Here is a 16,294-nt window from a genome sequence, read left to right as displayed (position 1 = left end):
CCGCATGAGCTTTCCCTTCACCGCCGTCGTCGGCATGGACGACCTGCGGCTGGCCCTGCTGCTCAACGCCGTCTCCCCCGCCGTCGGCGGGGTGCTGGTGCGCGGCGAGAAGGGCACGGCGAAGTCGACGACGGTCCGCGCGCTGGCCGCCGTCCTGCCGCCGGTCGACGTCGTCGCGGGCTGCCGCTTCGGCTGCGACCCGGCAGCGCCCGACCCCGCCTGCCCCGACGGCCCGCACGAGCCGGGTGCGGCGGCCCGCACCCGCCCGGCCCGGCTGGTCGAGCTGCCCGTCGGCGCCTCCGAGGACCGGCTGGTCGGCTCCCTGGACCTGGAACGGGCGCTCACCGAGGGGGTCAAGGCCTACGAGCCGGGCCTGCTCGCCGCCGCCCACCGCGGGGTGCTCTACGTCGACGAGGTCAACCTGCTGCACGACCACCTGGTCGACCTGCTGCTCGACGCCGCCGCGCTGGGCACCGCGTACGTCGAGCGCGAGGGCGTCTCGGTGCGGCACGCCGCCCGCTTCCTGCTGGTCGGCACCATGAACCCGGAGGAGGGCGAGCTCCGCCCGCAGCTGCTGGACCGGTTCGGGCTGACCGTGGAGGTCGCCGCCCCGCGCGACCCCGCCGTCCGCGCCGAGGTCGTGCGCCGGCGGTTCGCCTCCGACGCCGACCCGGCCGGTTTCGCCGGGCAGTGGGCCGCCGACGAGTCCGCGCTCGCCGCCCGCATCGCCGACGCCCGCGCCCGCCTGCCGCACGTCACCCTCTCCGACACCGCGCTGCGCCAGGTCACCGCCGTCTGCGCCGCGTTCGACGTCGACGGTCTGCGTGCGGACATCGTCACCGCCCGCGCCGCCATCGCGCACGCCGCCTGGTGCGGCCGCGACGAGGTGACCGAGGACGACGTGCGGGTGGCCGCACGGCTGGCGCTCCCGCACCGGCGCCGGCGCAACCCGTTCGACGCGCCCGGGCTCGACGAGGAGACCCTGGACCGGGCGCTCGAGGACAGCCGCCCCGAGGACGACCCGGAGCCCCCGGACGGCCCGCAGGACGGCGGCCCGCAGGACGGCGGCCCGGACGACAGCGGCCCGGACGACAGCGGCCCGGACGACGGCGGCGGCCCCGGCGCGGACCCAGGCATAGGAAGCAATACACCCATGTCCGACGCCGAGACGCAGGTAGAGCCTCCTATGCCTGGGGACGACGGGGGGGAGGTCCCGCCGACGACCGCCCCGCGCGGTGAGGGCGGCGGGCACACCGACGCGGCCCCGGCTCCGGAGAAGGCCGCGGTCGCTCCGTCCGACCCGTTCCGCACCCGGCGGCTGGAGGTGCCCGGGATCGGCGCCGGGGCCGCGGGCCGCCGGTCGCGCGCGCGGTCGGAGCGCGGCCGGGTGGTCGGGTCGACCCGCCCCGAGGGCACCGTCACCAAGCTGCACCTCGCCGGCACCGTGCTCGCCGCGGCGCCCCACCAGCGCGCCCGCGGCCGCAGCGGGCCGGGGCTGCGGATCGAGCGCGACGACCTGCGCCAGGCCGTGCTCGAGGGCCGCGAGGGCAACCTCGTGCTGTTCGTCGTCGACGCCAGCGGCTCGATGGGCGCCCGCTCCCGGATGGCCGCGGTGAAGGGCGCCGTGCTCTCCCTGCTGCTCGACGCCTACCAGCGCCGCGACAAGGTCGGGCTGATCACCTTTCGCGGCGGCGCGGCCGAGCTCGCCCTGCCACCCACCTGGTCGGTCGAGGCGGCCGCCGCCCGCCTCGGCAGCCTGCCCACCGGCGGGCGCACCCCGCTGGCCGCCGGGTTGCTCGAGGCCCACCGCACGCTCACGCTGGAGCGGGTGCGCGACCCACGGCGCCGGCCGCTGCTGGTCGTCGTCACCGACGGCCGGGCCACCGGCGCGCGCGGCGGCGACCACCTGGGCGAGGCCCGCCGGGCAGCCGGGCTGCTCGCGGCGGCGGACGTCGCGAGCGTCGTCGTCGACTGCGAGTCCGGGCCGGTACGGCTCGGGCTGGCGGCGTCCCTGGGGCTCCAGCTCGGTGCGCAGACGCTGCGCCTGGAGGAACTGGGCGCCGAGTCCCTGGCCAGCACGGTCCGCGACGTGCGGAAGGCCGCCTGATGCCGCAGGGACAGGTCGCCGTCGTCCCGCAGGACGGGCTCACCACCCGGCAGCGGCGCAACCGCCCGCTGCTCGCGGTGCACACCGGCGAGATGAAGGGCAAGTCCACCGCCGCGTTCGGCATGGCGATGCGGGCGTGGAACCAGGGCTGGTCGGTCGCGGTCTACCAGTTCGTCAAGAGCGCCAAGTGGAAGGTCGGCGAGGAGAACGCGCTGACCGCGCTGGGCCGGCTGCACGAGCAGACCGGTGAGGGCGGGCCGGTCGTCTGGCACAAGATGGGCGCGGGCTGGAGCTGGTCGCGCAAGCACGGCGAGGAGACCGACCACGCCGCCGACGCGGCCGAGGGCTGGGCGCAGATCAAGCGCGACCTCGCCGCCGAGGCGCACCGGTTCTACGTGCTCGACGAGTTCACCTATCCCCTGAAGTGGGGCTGGGTGGACGTCGACGACGTCGTCGCGACGCTCACCGCCCGGCCCGGCAGCCAGCACGTCGTCATCACCGGACGGGACGCTCCCCCGGCGCTGGTCGAGGCCGCCGACCTGGTCGTGGAGATGACGAAGGTCAAGCACCCGATGGACGCCGGCCAGAAGGGCCAGCGGGGGATCGAGTGGTGACCACGGGCGGGCGGGAGCTGCCCCGGATCGTGGTGGCCGCACCGTCGAGCAACGCCGGCAAGACGTCGGTCACCACCGGGCTGATCGCCGCCCTCACGGCCCGGGGGCTGACGGTCTCCCCGCACAAGGTGGGCCCCGACTACATCGACCCCGGCTACCACGGGCTGGCCGCCGGGCGGCCGGGCCGCAACCTCGACCCCTGGCTCGTCGGCGAGGAGCGGATCGCGCCGCTGCTGCTGCACGGGGCCCGCGGCGCCGACGTCGCCGTGGTCGAGGGCGTCATGGGGCTGTTCGACGGCGCCACCCACCCGAGCGTCGAGCCCGGGTTCGCCTCCACTGCGCACGTGGCCGGGCTGCTGCGCGCGCCGGTGGTCCTCGTGGTCGACGCCTCCTCGCAGGCCCGCAGCGTCGCCGCCCTCGTGCACGGGTTCGCCACGTTCGACCCGTCGGTGCGGCTCGGCGGCGTCGTGCTCAACCGGGTCGGCAGCGACCGGCACGAGGCGATCCTGCGCGAGGCGCTCGGCGCCGCCGGCGTCTCGGTCCTCGGGGCGATCCGGCGGCTGGAGACCCTGCACACGCCCTCCCGCCACCTGGGCCTGGTGCCGGCCGCGGAGCGCTCGGCCGAGGCGGTGGCCACGGTGCGCCGGCTCGGGGAGGTCGTCGCCGCCGGGGTCGACCTGGACGCCGTGCTGCGGCTGGCCCGCTCGGCGCCCGACCTCGCCGAGCAGCCCTGGGACCCGGCCGCGGAGGTGGCGCCGACCGGCAGCCGGCCGCGCATCGCGGTCGCCGGCGGCCCGGCTTTCACCTTCGGCTACGCGGAGAACGCCGAGCTGCTCGCGGCCGCCGGTGCCGAGGTGGTGACCGTCGACCCGCTGCGCGACGAGGCACTGCCCGCCGGCACCGCGGGGCTGGTCGTCGGCGGTGGCTTCCCCGAGGTCTACGCCGCCGAGCTGTCGGCCAACGAGTCCCTGCGCGCCGACGTCGCCGCGCTCGCCGCCCGCAGGGCACCGATCGCCGCCGAGTGCGCCGGCCTGCTGTACCTGGCCCGCGAGCTGGACGGCGTCCCCATGTGCGGGGTCCTGGACGTCGGGACGGCGATGGCCCCCCGGCTCACCCTCGGCTACCGCGCCGCGGTGGCGACCACCGACTCCGTGCTCGCCGCGGCCGGCACCCGGGTGCGCGGCCACGAGTTCCACCGCACCTACGCCGATCCCCCGGCCGGCCCCACCCCCGCCTGGCAGTGGGCCACCACCGGTCCCGAGGGGTTCGTCTCCGGCGGGGTCCACGCCTCCTACCTCCACCTCAACTGGGCCGGCACCCCCGAGCTGGCCCAGCGCTTCGTCACCGCCTGCGCCCCCGCCGTCCGAACGGAGCACGCCCGTGCACATCGCTGAAGGCTTCCTGCCCGCCGGCCACGCGATCGGCTGGACGATCGCCGCCGCGCCCTTCGTCGTGCACGGCGCCCGGGCCGTGGTCAAGGAGGTGCGGGAGAACCCGGAGTCGACGCTGCTGCTCGGCGCGGCCGGGGCGTTCACCTTCGTACTGAGCGCGATCAAGCTGCCGAGCGTCACCGGCAGCTCGAGCCACCCGACCGGCACGGGGCCGGGCGCGATCCTCTTCCGGCCCCCGGTGATGGCGCTGCTCGGCACGGTCGTGCTGCTGTTCCAGGCGCTGCTGCTGGCGCACGGCGGGCTGACCACGCTCGGTGCCAACGCCTTCGCCTTCGCCGTCGTCGGGCCGTGGGCCGGGTACGCCGTCTACCGGCTGACCCGCGCCGCGGGGGCCGGGCTGCTACCCGCCGTCTTCGCCGGGGTCGCGGTGGCCGACCTGGCCACCTACGTCACCACGTCGGTCCAGCTCGCGCTGGCCTTCCCCGACCCGGCCAGCGGCCTCGCCGGGGCGCTGGCCAAGTTCCTCGGCGTCTTCGCCGTCACCCAGATCCCGCTGGCCATCGGCGAGGGCCTGCTCGGGGTACTGCTCTTCCGGGTGCTCACGGTCAACGCCCGCCCCGAGCTCGAGCGGCTCGGCATCCTGAAGCCCGCCCCCGTCCCCGCGGCCGTGCCCGCCGGAGGTGCCGCGTGAACCGCCGCGCGCTCGTCAACGCCCTCCTCGTCGTGGCGGTGGTCGCGCTGTTCGCCGTTCCGCTGCTCCTCGACGGGGGCAGGTCGGAGTTCGGCGGCACCGACGCCGCGGTGACCGAGGAGCTCGAGGCCGACGGCTACACCCCGTGGTTCGACTCGCTGTTCAGCCCGTCCGGTGAGGTGGAGTCCGGTCTGTTCGCCCTGCAGGCGGCCCTCGGCGGTGGCGTGCTCGGCTACGTGCTGGGCCGGCTACGCGGCCGGCGGACGGCAGCTCCCGCGCCCGCCACGAGCACGCCGGCGGAGACCGACCCGCGGTGAGCGGCCTCGCGGTCGACGACGCGGCGTGGCGCAGCGCGTGGCGCGGGCGTTCGCCCGGGGACAAGCTGCTGCTCTGCGCCGGCCTCGTCGGCTGCGCGCTGGTGCTGCCCGCCTGGCCGGGCAGCGTGCTCGTCGGGCTCACCGCCGTCGGGCTGGCCCTCGGCCCGGCCCGGGTGCCCGCCCGCACCTTCGGCCGGGCGATCCGCTGGCCGCTGGCGTTCATCGCGATCGGTGCGCTCACTGCGGTGGTGTCCGTCGGCGACGGCGGCATCGGCTGGGCCCCGGACGCCGCCGCGCAGGCCGGCTCGCTGGTCGGGCACGCGGTCGCCGGCAGCGCCGCGGTCCTCCTGCTGGCCACCACCACGCCGATGTCGGACCTGCTGCCCGCGCTGCGTCGGCTCCGGGTACCGGCCGCGGTCGTCGAGGTGGCGGGCGTGATGTACCGGCTGCTGTTCGTGCTGCTCGACAGCCTGCACACGATCCGCGAGGCGCAGACGGCGCGGATGGGCTGGTCCTCACCGCGCCGCTCCTACCGCTCCGCCGGGCTGCTCGCCGCCGGGGTGCTCACCCGTTCCTGGGACCGCGCCCGCCGGCTGCAGGAAGGCCTGGCCGGCCGGGGCATGGAGACCGACCTGCGCGTGCTGCCCGAGGTGCTGCCGTCGTCCCGGCTCTTCCTGGCCACCGCGCTCACCGGCCTGGCGGGGATCGTCGCGGTCAGCGTGGTGGTGGCATGAGCCACCGGACCCTCGGCGCCACCGGGCTGGTCGTCGGCTACGAGCGCGGCCGCCCGGTCCTCGACGGCGCCGACCTCACCGTCCCCGCCGGCCGGCGGCTGGCCGTGCTCGGGGCCAACGGCTCGGGCAAGACCACGCTGCTGCGCTGCCTGTCCGGCGCGCTGGCGCCCGTCTCCGGCGCGGTGACCGTGGACGGGGTGCCGCTGGAGCACACCCGCCGCGGCCTGCGGCAGCACCGGCAGACCGTCCAGCTGGTGCTGCAGGACCCCGACGACCAGCTGTTCTCCGCTTCCGTGGCGCAGGACGTCTCGTTCGGCCCGCTCAACCTGGGGCTGGACGAGGACGCGGTGCGCGCGCGGGTGGCCGAGGCCCTGGACCTGCTCGCCGTCGACCACCTCGCCGCCCGGCCCACCCACCAGCTCTCCTACGGAGAGCGGAAGCGGGTGGCGATCGCCGGTGCGGTGGCGATGCGGCCGTGCGTGCTGCTGCTCGACGAACCCACCGCCGGGCTCGACCCCTCTGCGGTCACCGAGGCGCTGGCCGCGCTGTCCCGGTTGCAGGAGCACGACTCCACCGTGGTGATGAGCACCCACGACGTCGACCTGGCGCTGCGCTGGGCCGACGAGGTGGCCGTCGTCGTCGACCGCGCGGTGGTGCAGGGCGCCCCGGACGACGTCCTCGGCGACGGCGAGCTGCTGGCCCGCGCGCGGCTGTCCCGCCCCTGGGCGCTGGAGGTCGGCGGCCGGCTGCGCGAGCTCGGTCTGCTCCCCGAGGGCCCCCTCCCCCGGGACGCCGCCGGGCTGCTGGGCGCCCTGCCCGACCGTCCCGGCGTGCCCACGTGAGGACCGTCGGCATCGGGCTGTCCTCCGGGGTGAGCGCCGCCGAGGTGCTCGCCGCCGTCGACGCCGTCCTCCCCCGGCCGCCCGGGCCGGTCCGGCTGGCAACCCTGGACACGCGCGTGCGCGAGCCGGGGCTGGTGGACGCCGCCGCCCGGCGCGGCTGGCCGCTCGCCGGTCACCCGGCCGAGGCGCTGGCCGGGGTGCGCGTGCCCACACCGTCCGGCGCGGTCGCCGACCGGGTGGGCACCCCGTCGGTCGCCGAGGCGGCGGCGCTCCTCGGGGGCGGGGTGCTCGAGGTCGGGAAGACGGTGCGCGGCCGGGTGACCGTCGCCGTCGCGCGGCCGCCGGACCCGACCGCCGACCCGCACCGGACCACCCCCACCGATGCAGCAGGAGGACCCGTGACCACCCAGCCCACCGGCGACAGCGTGCACCCGGTCGGGCTGCGGCTGGCCGGCCGGCGCGTGGTCGTCGTGGGCGGAGGTGCGACCGCGCACCGCGGGGTGACCGGCCTGCTCGCCGCCGGCGCGGAGGTGACGGTGGTCAGCCCGGGCCTGACGCCGGCGCTGGAGTCGGCCGCCACCGCCGGGCACCTGGAGTGGTGGCCGCGGCGCTACGCCGCCGGGGATCTCGCCGGGGCGTGGTTCGCGCTGGCCGCGACCGGCGATCCCGACGTCGACGCCGCGGTGGCCGGGGACGCCGACCGGCACCGGATCTTCTGCGCGCGGGCCGAGGGCCCGGGGCCGGCCAGCGCCGAACTGCCGGTCACCGGCCGCGCCGGTGACCTCGTGCTGGCGGTGCACGACGCGGCCGATCCCCGGGCGGCGGCCGGGCTCCGCGACGCGGTCCTCGCCGGGGTCGCCGACGGCACCCTGCCGGTCCGCCGGTCCGACGGCGGACCGGGGCGGGTCGTCCTCGTCGGTGGCGGCCCGGGTGATCCGGGGCTGATCACCGTGCGCGGCCGGCAGGCGCTGGCCACCGCCGACGTCGTCGTCGCCGACCACCTCGGCCCCCAGCCACTGCTCGCCTCGCTCCCCCCCGAGGTCGAGGTCGTCGACGCCTCCAAACTGCCGCGCGGCCGCTCGATGGCCCAGGAGACCATCAACGACCTGCTGGTCACCCACGCCCGCGCCGGCCGCCGCGTCGTCCGCCTCAAGGGCGGGGACCCCTTCGTCTTCGGCCGCGGCTTCGAGGAGGTGCGGGCCTGCACCGAGGCAGGCATCCCCGTCGAGGTGGTGCCCGGCATCACCAGCGCCGTCGCCGTCCCCGCCCTCGCCGGCATCCCGGTCACCCACCGCGGCCTCACCCACGAATTCGTCGTCGTCTCCGGCCACCTGCCCCCCGGCCACCCCCAGTCACTGGTCGACTGGGCCGCCCTCGGCGCACTGCGCGGCACCCTCGTCGTCCTCATGGGCGTCGACACCGCCCCCGCCATCGCCGCCGCCCTCGTCGAGCACGGCCGCGCACCCGACACCCCCGTCGCGGTCGTCACCGACGGCTCCACCCCCACCCAGCGGTCGCTGCGCACCACCCTGGCCGACCTCCCGGCCACCCTCACCGAGCACGCAGTCCGCCCCCCGGCGGTCTGGGTCGTCGGCGAGGTGGTCCACCTCACGTCAGCCGACCGCGGGCGTGTCACGGCGCGTCGGTGACTGCGCGTGAACGCCCGCCGGACGGTCGGCCACGGTGCTGGACGAAGTCGTCCCCAGGCATGGTGATCCGCCGGATCGGCACCTAGCGTGGGCCCGTCCGGACGGACCCTCTCGTCACTCGACCCGTGACAGCCGCCCGGACGCCGCCGAACCACCCGCCGGATCCGTCCGGCACCCGGACCGGGGACCCAACGCACCACCTGGGGTGAAGCGACGAGCGGCCCGCACGGGCCGTCCGCCGCCGGGCGACTTCCCGCCCGAACCCGTCAGCTAACCCGGTAGGCGGCCGTGGAAGAAAGGAAGACCCGCCGAACATGGCGAGTTCGCTCAGCCCTGCCCACCGCCGCATCACCGGACGGCGGGCCCTGCTGGCCCTCGTGGCCGCCGGTGGCGTCGTCCTGGCGCCGCTCCCCGCCGTCGCCGACCCCGAGCCGGCCACCTCCCAGGAGGCCGCGGACCTCGTCGCCGCCCGCGCCCACGACCTGGAGGTGCTCACCGAGCGCTTCAACGAGACCCGCGAGCACCTCAAGGCGGCGCAGGCGTCCGCCGACGCGGCCGCCGAGGAGCTCACCGCCGCGCAGGCCGCCCTGGCCCAGGCGCAGGACCGCGTCCGCACGGTGGCCCGCAGCGCGTACACCGGTGACCGGCTGGACACCGTGACGGCGATGCTGACCAGCGGCTCGCCCACGGAGCTGATCGACCGGGTCGGCCTGCTCGACACGATCGCCGCCCACAACAACGGCGTGCTCGGGGAGGCCCGGACCGCCGGCGAGGACGCCGAGCGCGCCCGTGCGGACGCCGAGCGGGCCGCGGCGGACGCCCAGGCGCAGGTCGACCGCGTGAACGCCGAGCGGGCGCGCCTCGACGAGGAGATCGCCGTCTACCAGGCGCACTTCGACCGGCTGAGCGCCGAGGAACAGCGAGCCTCCCGCGCCGCCGCCGAGCGGCACGCCGCCGAGGAGGCCGCCGCGGCCCAGGCAGCCCAGGCCGCCGAGGAGGCGCCGGCCGCCGCCCCGGCTCCCGCAGCCGCGGCTCCCGCCCCGGCCCCCGCGGCTCCCGCCCCGGCCCCCGCGGCTCCGGCCCCGGCCCCCGCCCCCGCGCCGCCCGCGCCGGTGTCCGGCGGCAGCGGCGCGGCGCAGACCGCGGTGAACACCGCCATGGCCCAGATCGGCGACCCCTACGTGTGGGCGGCCGCCGGCCCGAACGCCTTCGACTGCTCGGGCCTGGTGCAGTACGCCTACGCGGCCGCGGGCATCAGCCTGCCGCACTCCAGCCGCATGCAGTCGACCATGGGGACGCCGGTCTCCCGCTCCGCCCTGCAGCCGGGTGACCTGGTCTTCTTCTACAGCCCGGTCAGCCACGTCGGCATCTACATCGGCAACGGCCAGATGGTGCACGCCGCCACGTCCGGTGTCCCGGTGAAGGTCGCGTCGATCGACTCGATGGGCGGCTACAACAGCGCCCGGCGGATCGCCGGCTGACGACCGCCGGCTGAGACACCCGGGCGCGCGGGGCGGTCCGTCCGCCCCGCGCCCCCCCCCCCCCCCCCCCCCCCCCCCCCCCCCCGCCGCCCCCCCCCCCCCCCCCCCCCCCCCCCCCCCCCCGGGTGTCTCGTGCGTGTCGGGCCACCGCACGTGCGACGATCGCCTCTCGTGCGGGTGGGGACACGGGGCGAGCTGCCCCGCGAGGTCAGGGTCCTGGCGGTCATCGCCTTCGTCGTGGCGCTCGGCTTCGGCATCGTCGCCCCGGCGATCCCCCTGTTCGCCCGCAACTTCGGGGTCGGGACCACCGCCGTCGGGCTGGCGGTCAGCGCCTTCGCGTTCTTCCGCTTCGTCTCCGCCTTCAGCGGCGGCACCCTGGTCGAGCGGTTCGGCGAGCGGCTCGTGCTCGCCTCCGGGCTGGTGGTCGTCGCCGTCACCACCGGTCTCGCCGGGCTGGCCGGGTCCTTCCCGCTCTTCCTCGGGCTGCGGGCCGCCGGCGGGATCGGCAGCGCCATGTTCACCGTCGCGGCGCTCTCGCTGCTGCTGCGGGTGGCCCCGCCGTCGCACCGCGGGCGGGCCGCGGCCACCTGGCAGGGCGGCTTCATCCTCGGCGGCATCGCCGGGCCGGCCGCCGGCGGGCTGCTGGCGGAGCTCTCCCCCCGGCTGCCGTTCTTCCTCTACGCCGGGTTCCTACTGGTGGCCGGTGCGGTGGGCGTCGCGCTGCTGCGCACCGCCGAGCCCGACCCGGCCGCGCCCCCGGCGGGTGACGCCGCCGGCCCCGACCTCGACGCCGGCCCGGTCCGGCTGGGCAGCGCGCTGCGCTCGCGGGTCTACCTGGCCGCGCTGCTGGCCAACTTCGGCGTCGGCTGGGTGCTGTTCGGCGTCCGCAACTCCCTGGTGCCGCTCTACGTCACCGAGGAGCTGGGCCGAACCGTGGCCTGGGCGGGGGCCGGGCTGCTCGTCGGCTCGGTCGCGCAGGCGCTCGGCCTGCTCCGATCCGGCCGACTGGTGGACGGCTGGGGACGCCGGCCTTCGCTGATCGTGGGCGCGGCGCTGGCGACGGCGGCCATGGCGGTGCTGGTCCTGCCGCCCGTCCTCTGGGCCTTCCTGCTGTCCATGGCCGTCTTCGGGCTCGCCGCCTCGCTGCTCGCCAGCGCCCCGGCGGCCCTGGTCGGCGACCTGAGCGCCGGGCGGGGCGGCCGGGTCGTCGCGGTGTTCCAGATGTCGGCGGACCTGGGTGCCATCGCCGGGCCCCTGATCGCCGGCTGGCTCACCGACGTGGCCGGCTTCCAGGTGGCGTTCGGCGTGAGCACCGCGGTGCTCGCGGCCGGGCTCCTCGGTGGGCTGGCCATCCCTCGCGAGGCCCCCCGCCCCGCAACGGTGGGGGCTCGCTCCGCCTGATCCCGGCCGCCGGGCTCAGCGGCTGCGGTACAGCCGGGTGGTCAGCGGGAGGAAGACCGCGGCCAGGGCGGCGGCCACCGCCAGCGAGACGCCGATCGAGACACCGTCCGGCGCGCCGTCCATCAGCGAGCGGCACGCGGTCGCGAGCACCGAGATCGGGTTGACCTCGACGAAGGCCTGCAGCGGCCCGGGCAGGGTGGCCGGGTCGACGAACACGTTGGACAGGAAGGTCAGCGGGAAGATGCTCATGAAGCCGGCGTTCATCACGGCGTTCGGGCTCCGCATGAGCAGGCCGAGCACCGAGAAGGCCCACGACAGCCCGAACGAGAAGACCACCACCAAGGCCAGCGCCGCCACGGCGCCGGCCGCCCCCGCGTCCGGGCGGTAGCCCAGCAGCACGCCGACGACGATGATGACCGTGCCCGCCACGACGTACCGGACACTGTCCCCGAGCAGCGAGCCCAGCAGCGGCGCGGGCCGCCAGATCGGCAGCGAGCGGAATCGGTCGACGACGCCCTTGGTCAGGTCGGTGTTGAGCGAGACGCCGGAGTAGACCGTCGTGAAGAGCACCGACATGACCAGCAGGCCGGGCAGCGTGTAGTCCAGGTAGGCGCTGGTGGAGCCCGCGATGGCGCCGCCGAAGAGGTACGTGAACATCAGCAGGAACATCACCGGCGTCACGGTCACGTCGAGCAGCTGCTCGGGGACGTGCTTGACCTTGAGCATCCCCCGCCAGCCGAACGTGAGGGCCGCCGACAGCGGTCCGGGCCGCGGGGGCCGCTCGCGGCCGGCGATCGCCCGGCGGACGGCCGCGGCGTCGGCGTCGGTGGTTGTGGTCGCCGTGCTCATGACGTCCGCTCCTCGAGGGTCGGTGCCGCTCCGGGTGGGTCCTCGGCGCCGCGGCCGGTCAGGGCGAGGAAGACCTCGTCCAGGCTGGGCTGGTCGAGGGAGAAGTGGGCGATGCCGATGCCGGTCCGCGCCAGCTCGGCCACGCCGGCGGCGGCCCGGGCGGAGTCGGGGCAGGTGGCCGACAGCGCCGCCGGGTCCGGCTCCAGGGCGACCGAGCCGAGCGCGCCCTCGAGGACCGCGGCCGCCTCGGCGCGCCGGGCCGGGTCGAGCAGCCGCACGTGCAGCGCCCCGGTGCCGACCGACGCCTTCAGCTGGGCCGGGGTCCCCTCGGCGATCACCCGTCCCCGGTCGATCACCGCGATCCCGTCGGCGAGCTGGTCGGCCTCCTCCAGGTACTGCGTGCAGAGCAGGATCGTCGTCCCCTCGGCCACGAGCGCGCGGGCGATCTCCCACACCTGGTTGCGCGACCGCGGGTCCAGCCCGGTGGTCGGCTCGTCGAGGAACATCAGCCGCGGGGTGACCACGATGCTGGCCGCGATGTCCAGCCGGCGCCGCATCCCCCCGGAGTAGTGCTTCACCAGCTTGCCCGCGGCCGCGGCGATGCCGAAGGCGTCCAGCAGTTCGTCGGCCCGCGCCCGGGCCCCGGCGCGGGACAGCCCGAGGAGGCGGCCGAGCAGCACCAGGTTCTCCCGCCCGGTCAGCTCCTCGTCGACCGACGCGAGCTGCCCGGTCAGGCTCACCTGCGCGCGCACCGCGTCGGCCTCGGCCACGACGTCGTACCCGAGCACCCGGGCGCTGCCCGAGTCGGGGCGGACGAGGGTGGCCAGCATCCGGATGGTGGTCGTCTTGCCCGCCCCGTTGGGCCCCAGGACGCCGTAGATGCTCCCGGCCGGCACGGCGAGGTCGAGCCCGGCCACCGCCTGGGTCTCCCCGTAGGTCTTGACCAGCGCCGTCGCCTCCACGGCCAGCGGTGCGTGCTGCGGCATGGGTACCTCACCCGGGGGTCGGTGTCGGCCGGTGTCGTCGTGGTGCAGACGGACTCTCCCCGGAGATCTCATCGGCGGCGAGCGACTTTTCCGCCGCACCGCCGGCCGGCGGGCAGAAACCTCGCCGGTGGCCGTGTGACGCCGCGTGCACCGGGGAAGGGGACGGCGGAGCGCGCAGGCGTCGTCGCGCACCGGAGCCGGTGCCGCGCCCAGGCAGCCGGACGGATCCCGCCGCGAGGAGGCACGCATGGACATCGCCGCGATGCGGGCGAGCTTCGCCAAGGCCGCGGCGACCGGCGACGAGGCACCGCTGTACTTCTACTCGCACCTGTTCCTGAGCCACCCGGAGACGCGGGCGATGTTCCCGGTGTCCATGGCCCACCAGCGCGACCGGTTCTTCCACGCGCTGGGCGAGGTGGTGTCCCACGTCGACGACCTGGACGCGCTGGTCCCGATCCTCAAGCAGCTCGGCCACGACCACCGCAAGTTCGGCACGCTGCCGGCGCACTACCCCGCGGTGATGCCCAGCCTGCTCGCCACGCTCGAGCACTTCGACGACGAGTGGGACGAGCACCGCGCCCGCACCTGGACCGAGGCCTACGAGCTCGTCGCCTCGGTCATGATCCAGGGCGCCGAGGAGTCCGGCGACCAGCCGGCCACCTGGCGGGCCGAGGTCGTGTCCCACGAACGCCGCGCCATCGACGTGGCGGTGCTCCAGGTGCGGCCCGAGGTGCCGGTCAACTACCTGGCCGGCCAGTCGCTGTCCCTGGAGATCGACCGCCGGCCGCGGCTCTGGCGGTACTACTCCCCCGCCAACGCTCCTCGCGACGACGGCACCCTGGAGCTGCACGTGAAGGCCCGCCCCGGCGGCCCGGTCAGCACCGCGCTCGTCCGCAGCACCGAGGAGGGCGACCTGCTGCGGCTGGGGCCCCCGCTGGGCGACCTCACGCTGGCCGGCGACTCCGACCGCGACCTCCTGCTCGTCGCCGGCGGCATGGGGCTGGCGCCGCTGAAGGCCCTGGTCGACCAGGTGGCCCGGCAGGGGCCCGCCCGCCGGGTGGACCTGTTCGTCGGCGCCCGCACCAAGGACCAGCTCTACGACCGCGCCGCCCTGGACGAGCTGCGGGCGGCCCACCCGTGGCTCGGCGTGACCTACGCGGTGTCCGACGACGACCTGTCGGGCCTCGAGCAGGGGGACGTCGGTGACGTCGTCCTCCGGCACGGTCCGTGGCTCAGCCGGGAGGTGTTCGTGGCCGGCCCGGCGCCCATGGTGGAGGCGACCGTCAGCGGTCTCCTGCAGCACGGCGTACCGCGGGAACGGGTGCGCAGCGAGGTGTTCGCCCCCAGCCGACCGGGGCCCAGTGCCGAGGGGAAGGTGACCGAATGACCACCACCGAGACGTCCGGGACCGGAGGGAACGCTCGGCGGCTCACGCCCGAGCAGATCCGGGGTGCGCGGTTCGCCGCGGGCACGATGCTGCACCCGGGGTACGACCAGGGGCAGGTCGACCGCTTCCAGGAGCTGGTGGCCGCGGAGGTGAGCACCCTGGTCGGCGAGCGGGAGCGGCTGCACCGGCAGGTGGCGGAGCTGCAGCAGCGCCTGGACGGCATCACGGTGCCCGAGCCCCCCAGCGAGCAGGCGGTCCGCATCCTCGCCAGCGCCCAGCAGACGGCGGACGAGTACGTCGCCGAGGCGGAGGACTTCAGCCGGCAGATGACCGCCGAGGCCCGCGACCAGTACGAGGAGCAGCTACGGCTGGCACGCGAGAACGCCGGCGCGATCATGCAGGCGGCGCAGGAGGCGGCCGCCCGGCTCACCGGGGGCACCACCGGGGACGGCGGCGGCGACGCCTCCGGGCAGCGGACCGCCGCCGAGCTCGAGGAGCAGGTGGCGTTCCTCAGGGCGTTCGCCCAGGCCTGCCGGGCGCAGCTGCGGGCCTACCTGGAGGCCCTGCTCACCGACGTCGAGACCGAGTGGGGCCGCGTCGACCCGGCGCTGGCCCCGGAGGCGCTCGCCGCCGCGGAGCCGGGCCGGCGACCGGGCCCCGCGCCGCAACGCACCGCCTTCCACTCCAACAGCGCCGGGAGCACGGCGCGGTCGGAGGAGGACGCCGAGAGCCGGACGGCGCCCGCGGGCGCCCCCGCCTCCGGCTCCTGACCCGCCACTGCCCGGCCGGCGGGCCGCCCGCGGTGCGCGGTCACGGCGCGGGCGGCGTGCCGCGGCGGCTCCTCCGGGGCGCGCGGACGGCCGCTCGCGGCGGCAGGTCCCAGCAGGCGCCCAGCGCCCGGTCCACCACGGGGTGCAGCCGGTCCAGCCCGCCGCCGGGGTACGGGGTCAGCTCGCCGAACCAGAGCTCGCCGTCGACGTCGTAGAGGTCCACGCGCACGAAGTCGAACTCCCGGCCGAGCGCCTCCGCCACCGCCCGCATCGCCGGGTAGCTCGCCGGCGGCGGGTCGGCCGGTCCCAGGGTCATCCCCGGGTCGACGAACGGCAACGGCGACCACTCCGCGGTGTAGAGCCGGCGCCGATGCTCAGCGCTGAACCGGCCGGTGTCCACCTGCACCAGCCGCACCCGGCCACCGAACACCAGCAGCTTGTGGTCGGCGGGCGGGACGCCGGGGCGGCCGAGGAACTCCTCGACGAGCAGCAGGCGCCGGGCCCGGCTGTACACCCACTCCCCGCGGGTGGGGAACAGCGGCTCGTCCAGCCAGCCCGCGGTGGCCTCCCGCAGGGCAGCGACGTCGGGCCGTCCGGAGGCCAGCCGCACCCGCATGGTCCCGTGGTTGGGCTTGAGCACCCAGTGCTCGGGCAGCGGCACCCCGGCCAGGTCGGCGACGTCCGTGCCCGCCCAGAGGACGCGCGGCACCCGCACCTCCGGGCAGACGCGGGCCGCGTACGCCTTCATCGCCAGCTTGTCGCCGAGCTGCGCGATCAGCGGGCGGCGGTCGTGGACCACCCGCCAGTTCAGCTTCTCGGTGAAGGTGCGCGGCGGGCGGCGGGGGAACCGGCCGTGCGCCTCCCGGAAGAGCAGCGCCCGCTTCGCCGGCAACGGCAGCCTGCGGACCACCTCCCGGGGCAGCCTGTCCAGCACCCGACGCACCGCCCCTCGACCCGCCGCGCTCCGCCCGGCTCCCGGCTGCCCAGTCTGCCGAGCCGCCCGCGCCCCGGCGCCCTAGGGTCGGGGATCGTGCGCACCGCAGGAGCCCCCCGCTGAACCCCGTCCCCCCTGCCG

The 16,294-nt window shown here is 76.8% G+C and carries 15 protein-coding genes and 1 riboswitch; of the genes, 12 read left to right on the top strand and 3 right to left on the bottom strand.

Going from position 1 to position 16,294, the window contains the following annotated elements:
- The first annotated feature begins 4 nt into the window (after positions 1-4).
- The 10 genes from ACI8AG_RS00345 to ACI8AG_RS00300 all read left to right on the top strand — a co-directional run bounded on the left by ACI8AG_RS00345 (position 5) and on the right by ACI8AG_RS00300 (position 11,227).
- Positions 5-2,107, top strand: coding sequence for a putative cobaltochelatase (locus tag ACI8AG_RS00345; RefSeq protein ID WP_456595448.1), 2,103 nt, complete (start codon positions 5-7; stop codon positions 2,105-2,107).
- Positions 2,107-2,721, top strand: coding sequence for a cob(I)yrinic acid a,c-diamide adenosyltransferase (gene cobO / locus ACI8AG_RS00340; RefSeq protein WP_456595447.1), 615 nt, complete (start codon positions 2,107-2,109; stop codon positions 2,719-2,721). Before ACI8AG_RS00345 ends, cobO begins: the two co-directional genes overlap by 1 nt.
- Positions 2,718-4,115, top strand: coding sequence for a cobyrinate a,c-diamide synthase (locus ACI8AG_RS00335; RefSeq protein WP_456595446.1), 1,398 nt, complete (start codon positions 2,718-2,720; stop codon positions 4,113-4,115). The genes cobO and ACI8AG_RS00335 overlap by 4 nt, the downstream gene beginning before the upstream one ends.
- Positions 4,102-4,803 (top strand): energy-coupling factor ABC transporter permease, encoded by a 702-nt coding sequence (locus ACI8AG_RS00330; protein WP_456589706.1) that lies wholly within the window; start codon positions 4,102-4,104, stop codon positions 4,801-4,803. Before ACI8AG_RS00335 ends, ACI8AG_RS00330 begins: the two co-directional genes overlap by 14 nt.
- Complete coding sequence (locus ACI8AG_RS00325; RefSeq protein WP_456595445.1) at positions 4,800-5,120, top strand: energy-coupling factor ABC transporter substrate-binding protein; 321 nt, start codon at positions 4,800-4,802, stop codon at positions 5,118-5,120. The genes ACI8AG_RS00330 and ACI8AG_RS00325 overlap by 4 nt, the downstream gene beginning before the upstream one ends.
- Entirely contained in the window at positions 5,117-5,854 is a 738-nt protein-coding gene (gene cbiQ / locus ACI8AG_RS00320) for a cobalt ECF transporter T component CbiQ (protein ID WP_456589708.1), read from the top strand. Before ACI8AG_RS00325 ends, cbiQ begins: the two co-directional genes overlap by 4 nt.
- Positions 5,851-6,696 carry an energy-coupling factor ABC transporter ATP-binding protein gene (locus tag ACI8AG_RS00315; protein ID WP_456595444.1) on the top strand — a complete coding sequence of 282 codons (846 nt, stop codon included), beginning with the start codon at positions 5,851-5,853 and terminating at the stop codon, positions 6,694-6,696. Before cbiQ ends, ACI8AG_RS00315 begins: the two co-directional genes overlap by 4 nt.
- Positions 6,693-8,345: a uroporphyrinogen-III C-methyltransferase gene (gene cobA / locus ACI8AG_RS00310; RefSeq protein WP_456595443.1), complete on the top strand. Its 1,653-nt coding sequence runs from the start codon at positions 6,693-6,695 to the stop codon at positions 8,343-8,345. The genes ACI8AG_RS00315 and cobA overlap by 4 nt, the downstream gene beginning before the upstream one ends.
- 146 nt (positions 8,346-8,491) lie before the next feature.
- A riboswitch (cyclic di-AMP (ydaO/yuaA leader) is annotated at positions 8,492-8,645 on the top strand.
- 14 nt (positions 8,646-8,659) lie between these two features.
- Positions 8,660-9,826 carry a C40 family peptidase gene (locus ACI8AG_RS00305; RefSeq protein ID WP_456595442.1) on the top strand — a complete coding sequence of 389 codons (1,167 nt, stop codon included), beginning with the start codon at positions 8,660-8,662 and terminating at the stop codon, positions 9,824-9,826.
- Between the two features lie 171 nt (positions 9,827-9,997).
- On the top strand, positions 9,998-11,227 hold the full coding sequence (locus ACI8AG_RS00300; protein WP_456595441.1) for an MFS transporter: 1,230 nt from the start codon (positions 9,998-10,000) through the stop codon (positions 11,225-11,227).
- Between the two features lie 15 nt (positions 11,228-11,242).
- On the opposite strand, the gene ACI8AG_RS00295 is transcribed toward ACI8AG_RS00300, so the two are convergent.
- Together ACI8AG_RS00295 and ACI8AG_RS00290 are read right to left on the bottom strand one after the other, a co-directional pair.
- The gene (locus ACI8AG_RS00295; protein WP_456595440.1) at positions 11,243-12,076 is read right to left on the bottom strand and encodes an ABC transporter permease; all 834 of its coding nucleotides are present in this window, start codon (positions 12,074-12,076) and stop codon (positions 11,243-11,245) included.
- On the bottom strand, positions 12,073-13,062 hold the full coding sequence (locus ACI8AG_RS00290) for an ATP-binding cassette domain-containing protein (RefSeq protein ID WP_456595439.1): 990 nt from the start codon (positions 13,060-13,062) through the stop codon (positions 12,073-12,075). Before ACI8AG_RS00290 ends, ACI8AG_RS00295 begins: the two co-directional genes overlap by 4 nt.
- Positions 13,063-13,309: 247 nt before the next feature.
- Here ACI8AG_RS00290 and ACI8AG_RS00285 point away from each other — a divergent pair, with 247 nt between their 5' ends.
- The gene (locus ACI8AG_RS00285; RefSeq protein WP_456595438.1) at positions 13,310-14,449 is read left to right on the top strand and encodes a globin domain-containing protein; all 1,140 of its coding nucleotides are present in this window, start codon (positions 13,310-13,312) and stop codon (positions 14,447-14,449) included.
- The gene (locus ACI8AG_RS00280; protein ID WP_456595437.1) at positions 14,446-15,219 is read left to right on the top strand and encodes a DivIVA domain-containing protein; all 774 of its coding nucleotides are present in this window, start codon (positions 14,446-14,448) and stop codon (positions 15,217-15,219) included. Before ACI8AG_RS00285 ends, ACI8AG_RS00280 begins: the two co-directional genes overlap by 4 nt.
- A gap of 40 nt (positions 15,220-15,259) precedes the next feature.
- Here ACI8AG_RS00280 and ACI8AG_RS00275 read toward each other — a convergent pair whose 3' ends face one another.
- Complete coding sequence (locus ACI8AG_RS00275) at positions 15,260-16,153, bottom strand: ATP-grasp fold amidoligase family protein (RefSeq protein ID WP_456595436.1); 894 nt, start codon at positions 16,151-16,153, stop codon at positions 15,260-15,262.
- Between the last annotated feature and the right edge of the window lie 141 nt (positions 16,154-16,294).

This window comes from Blastococcus sp. SYSU DS0552, from assembly GCF_054050815.1.
This window is presented reverse-complemented; position numbering and strand designations above follow the sequence as displayed.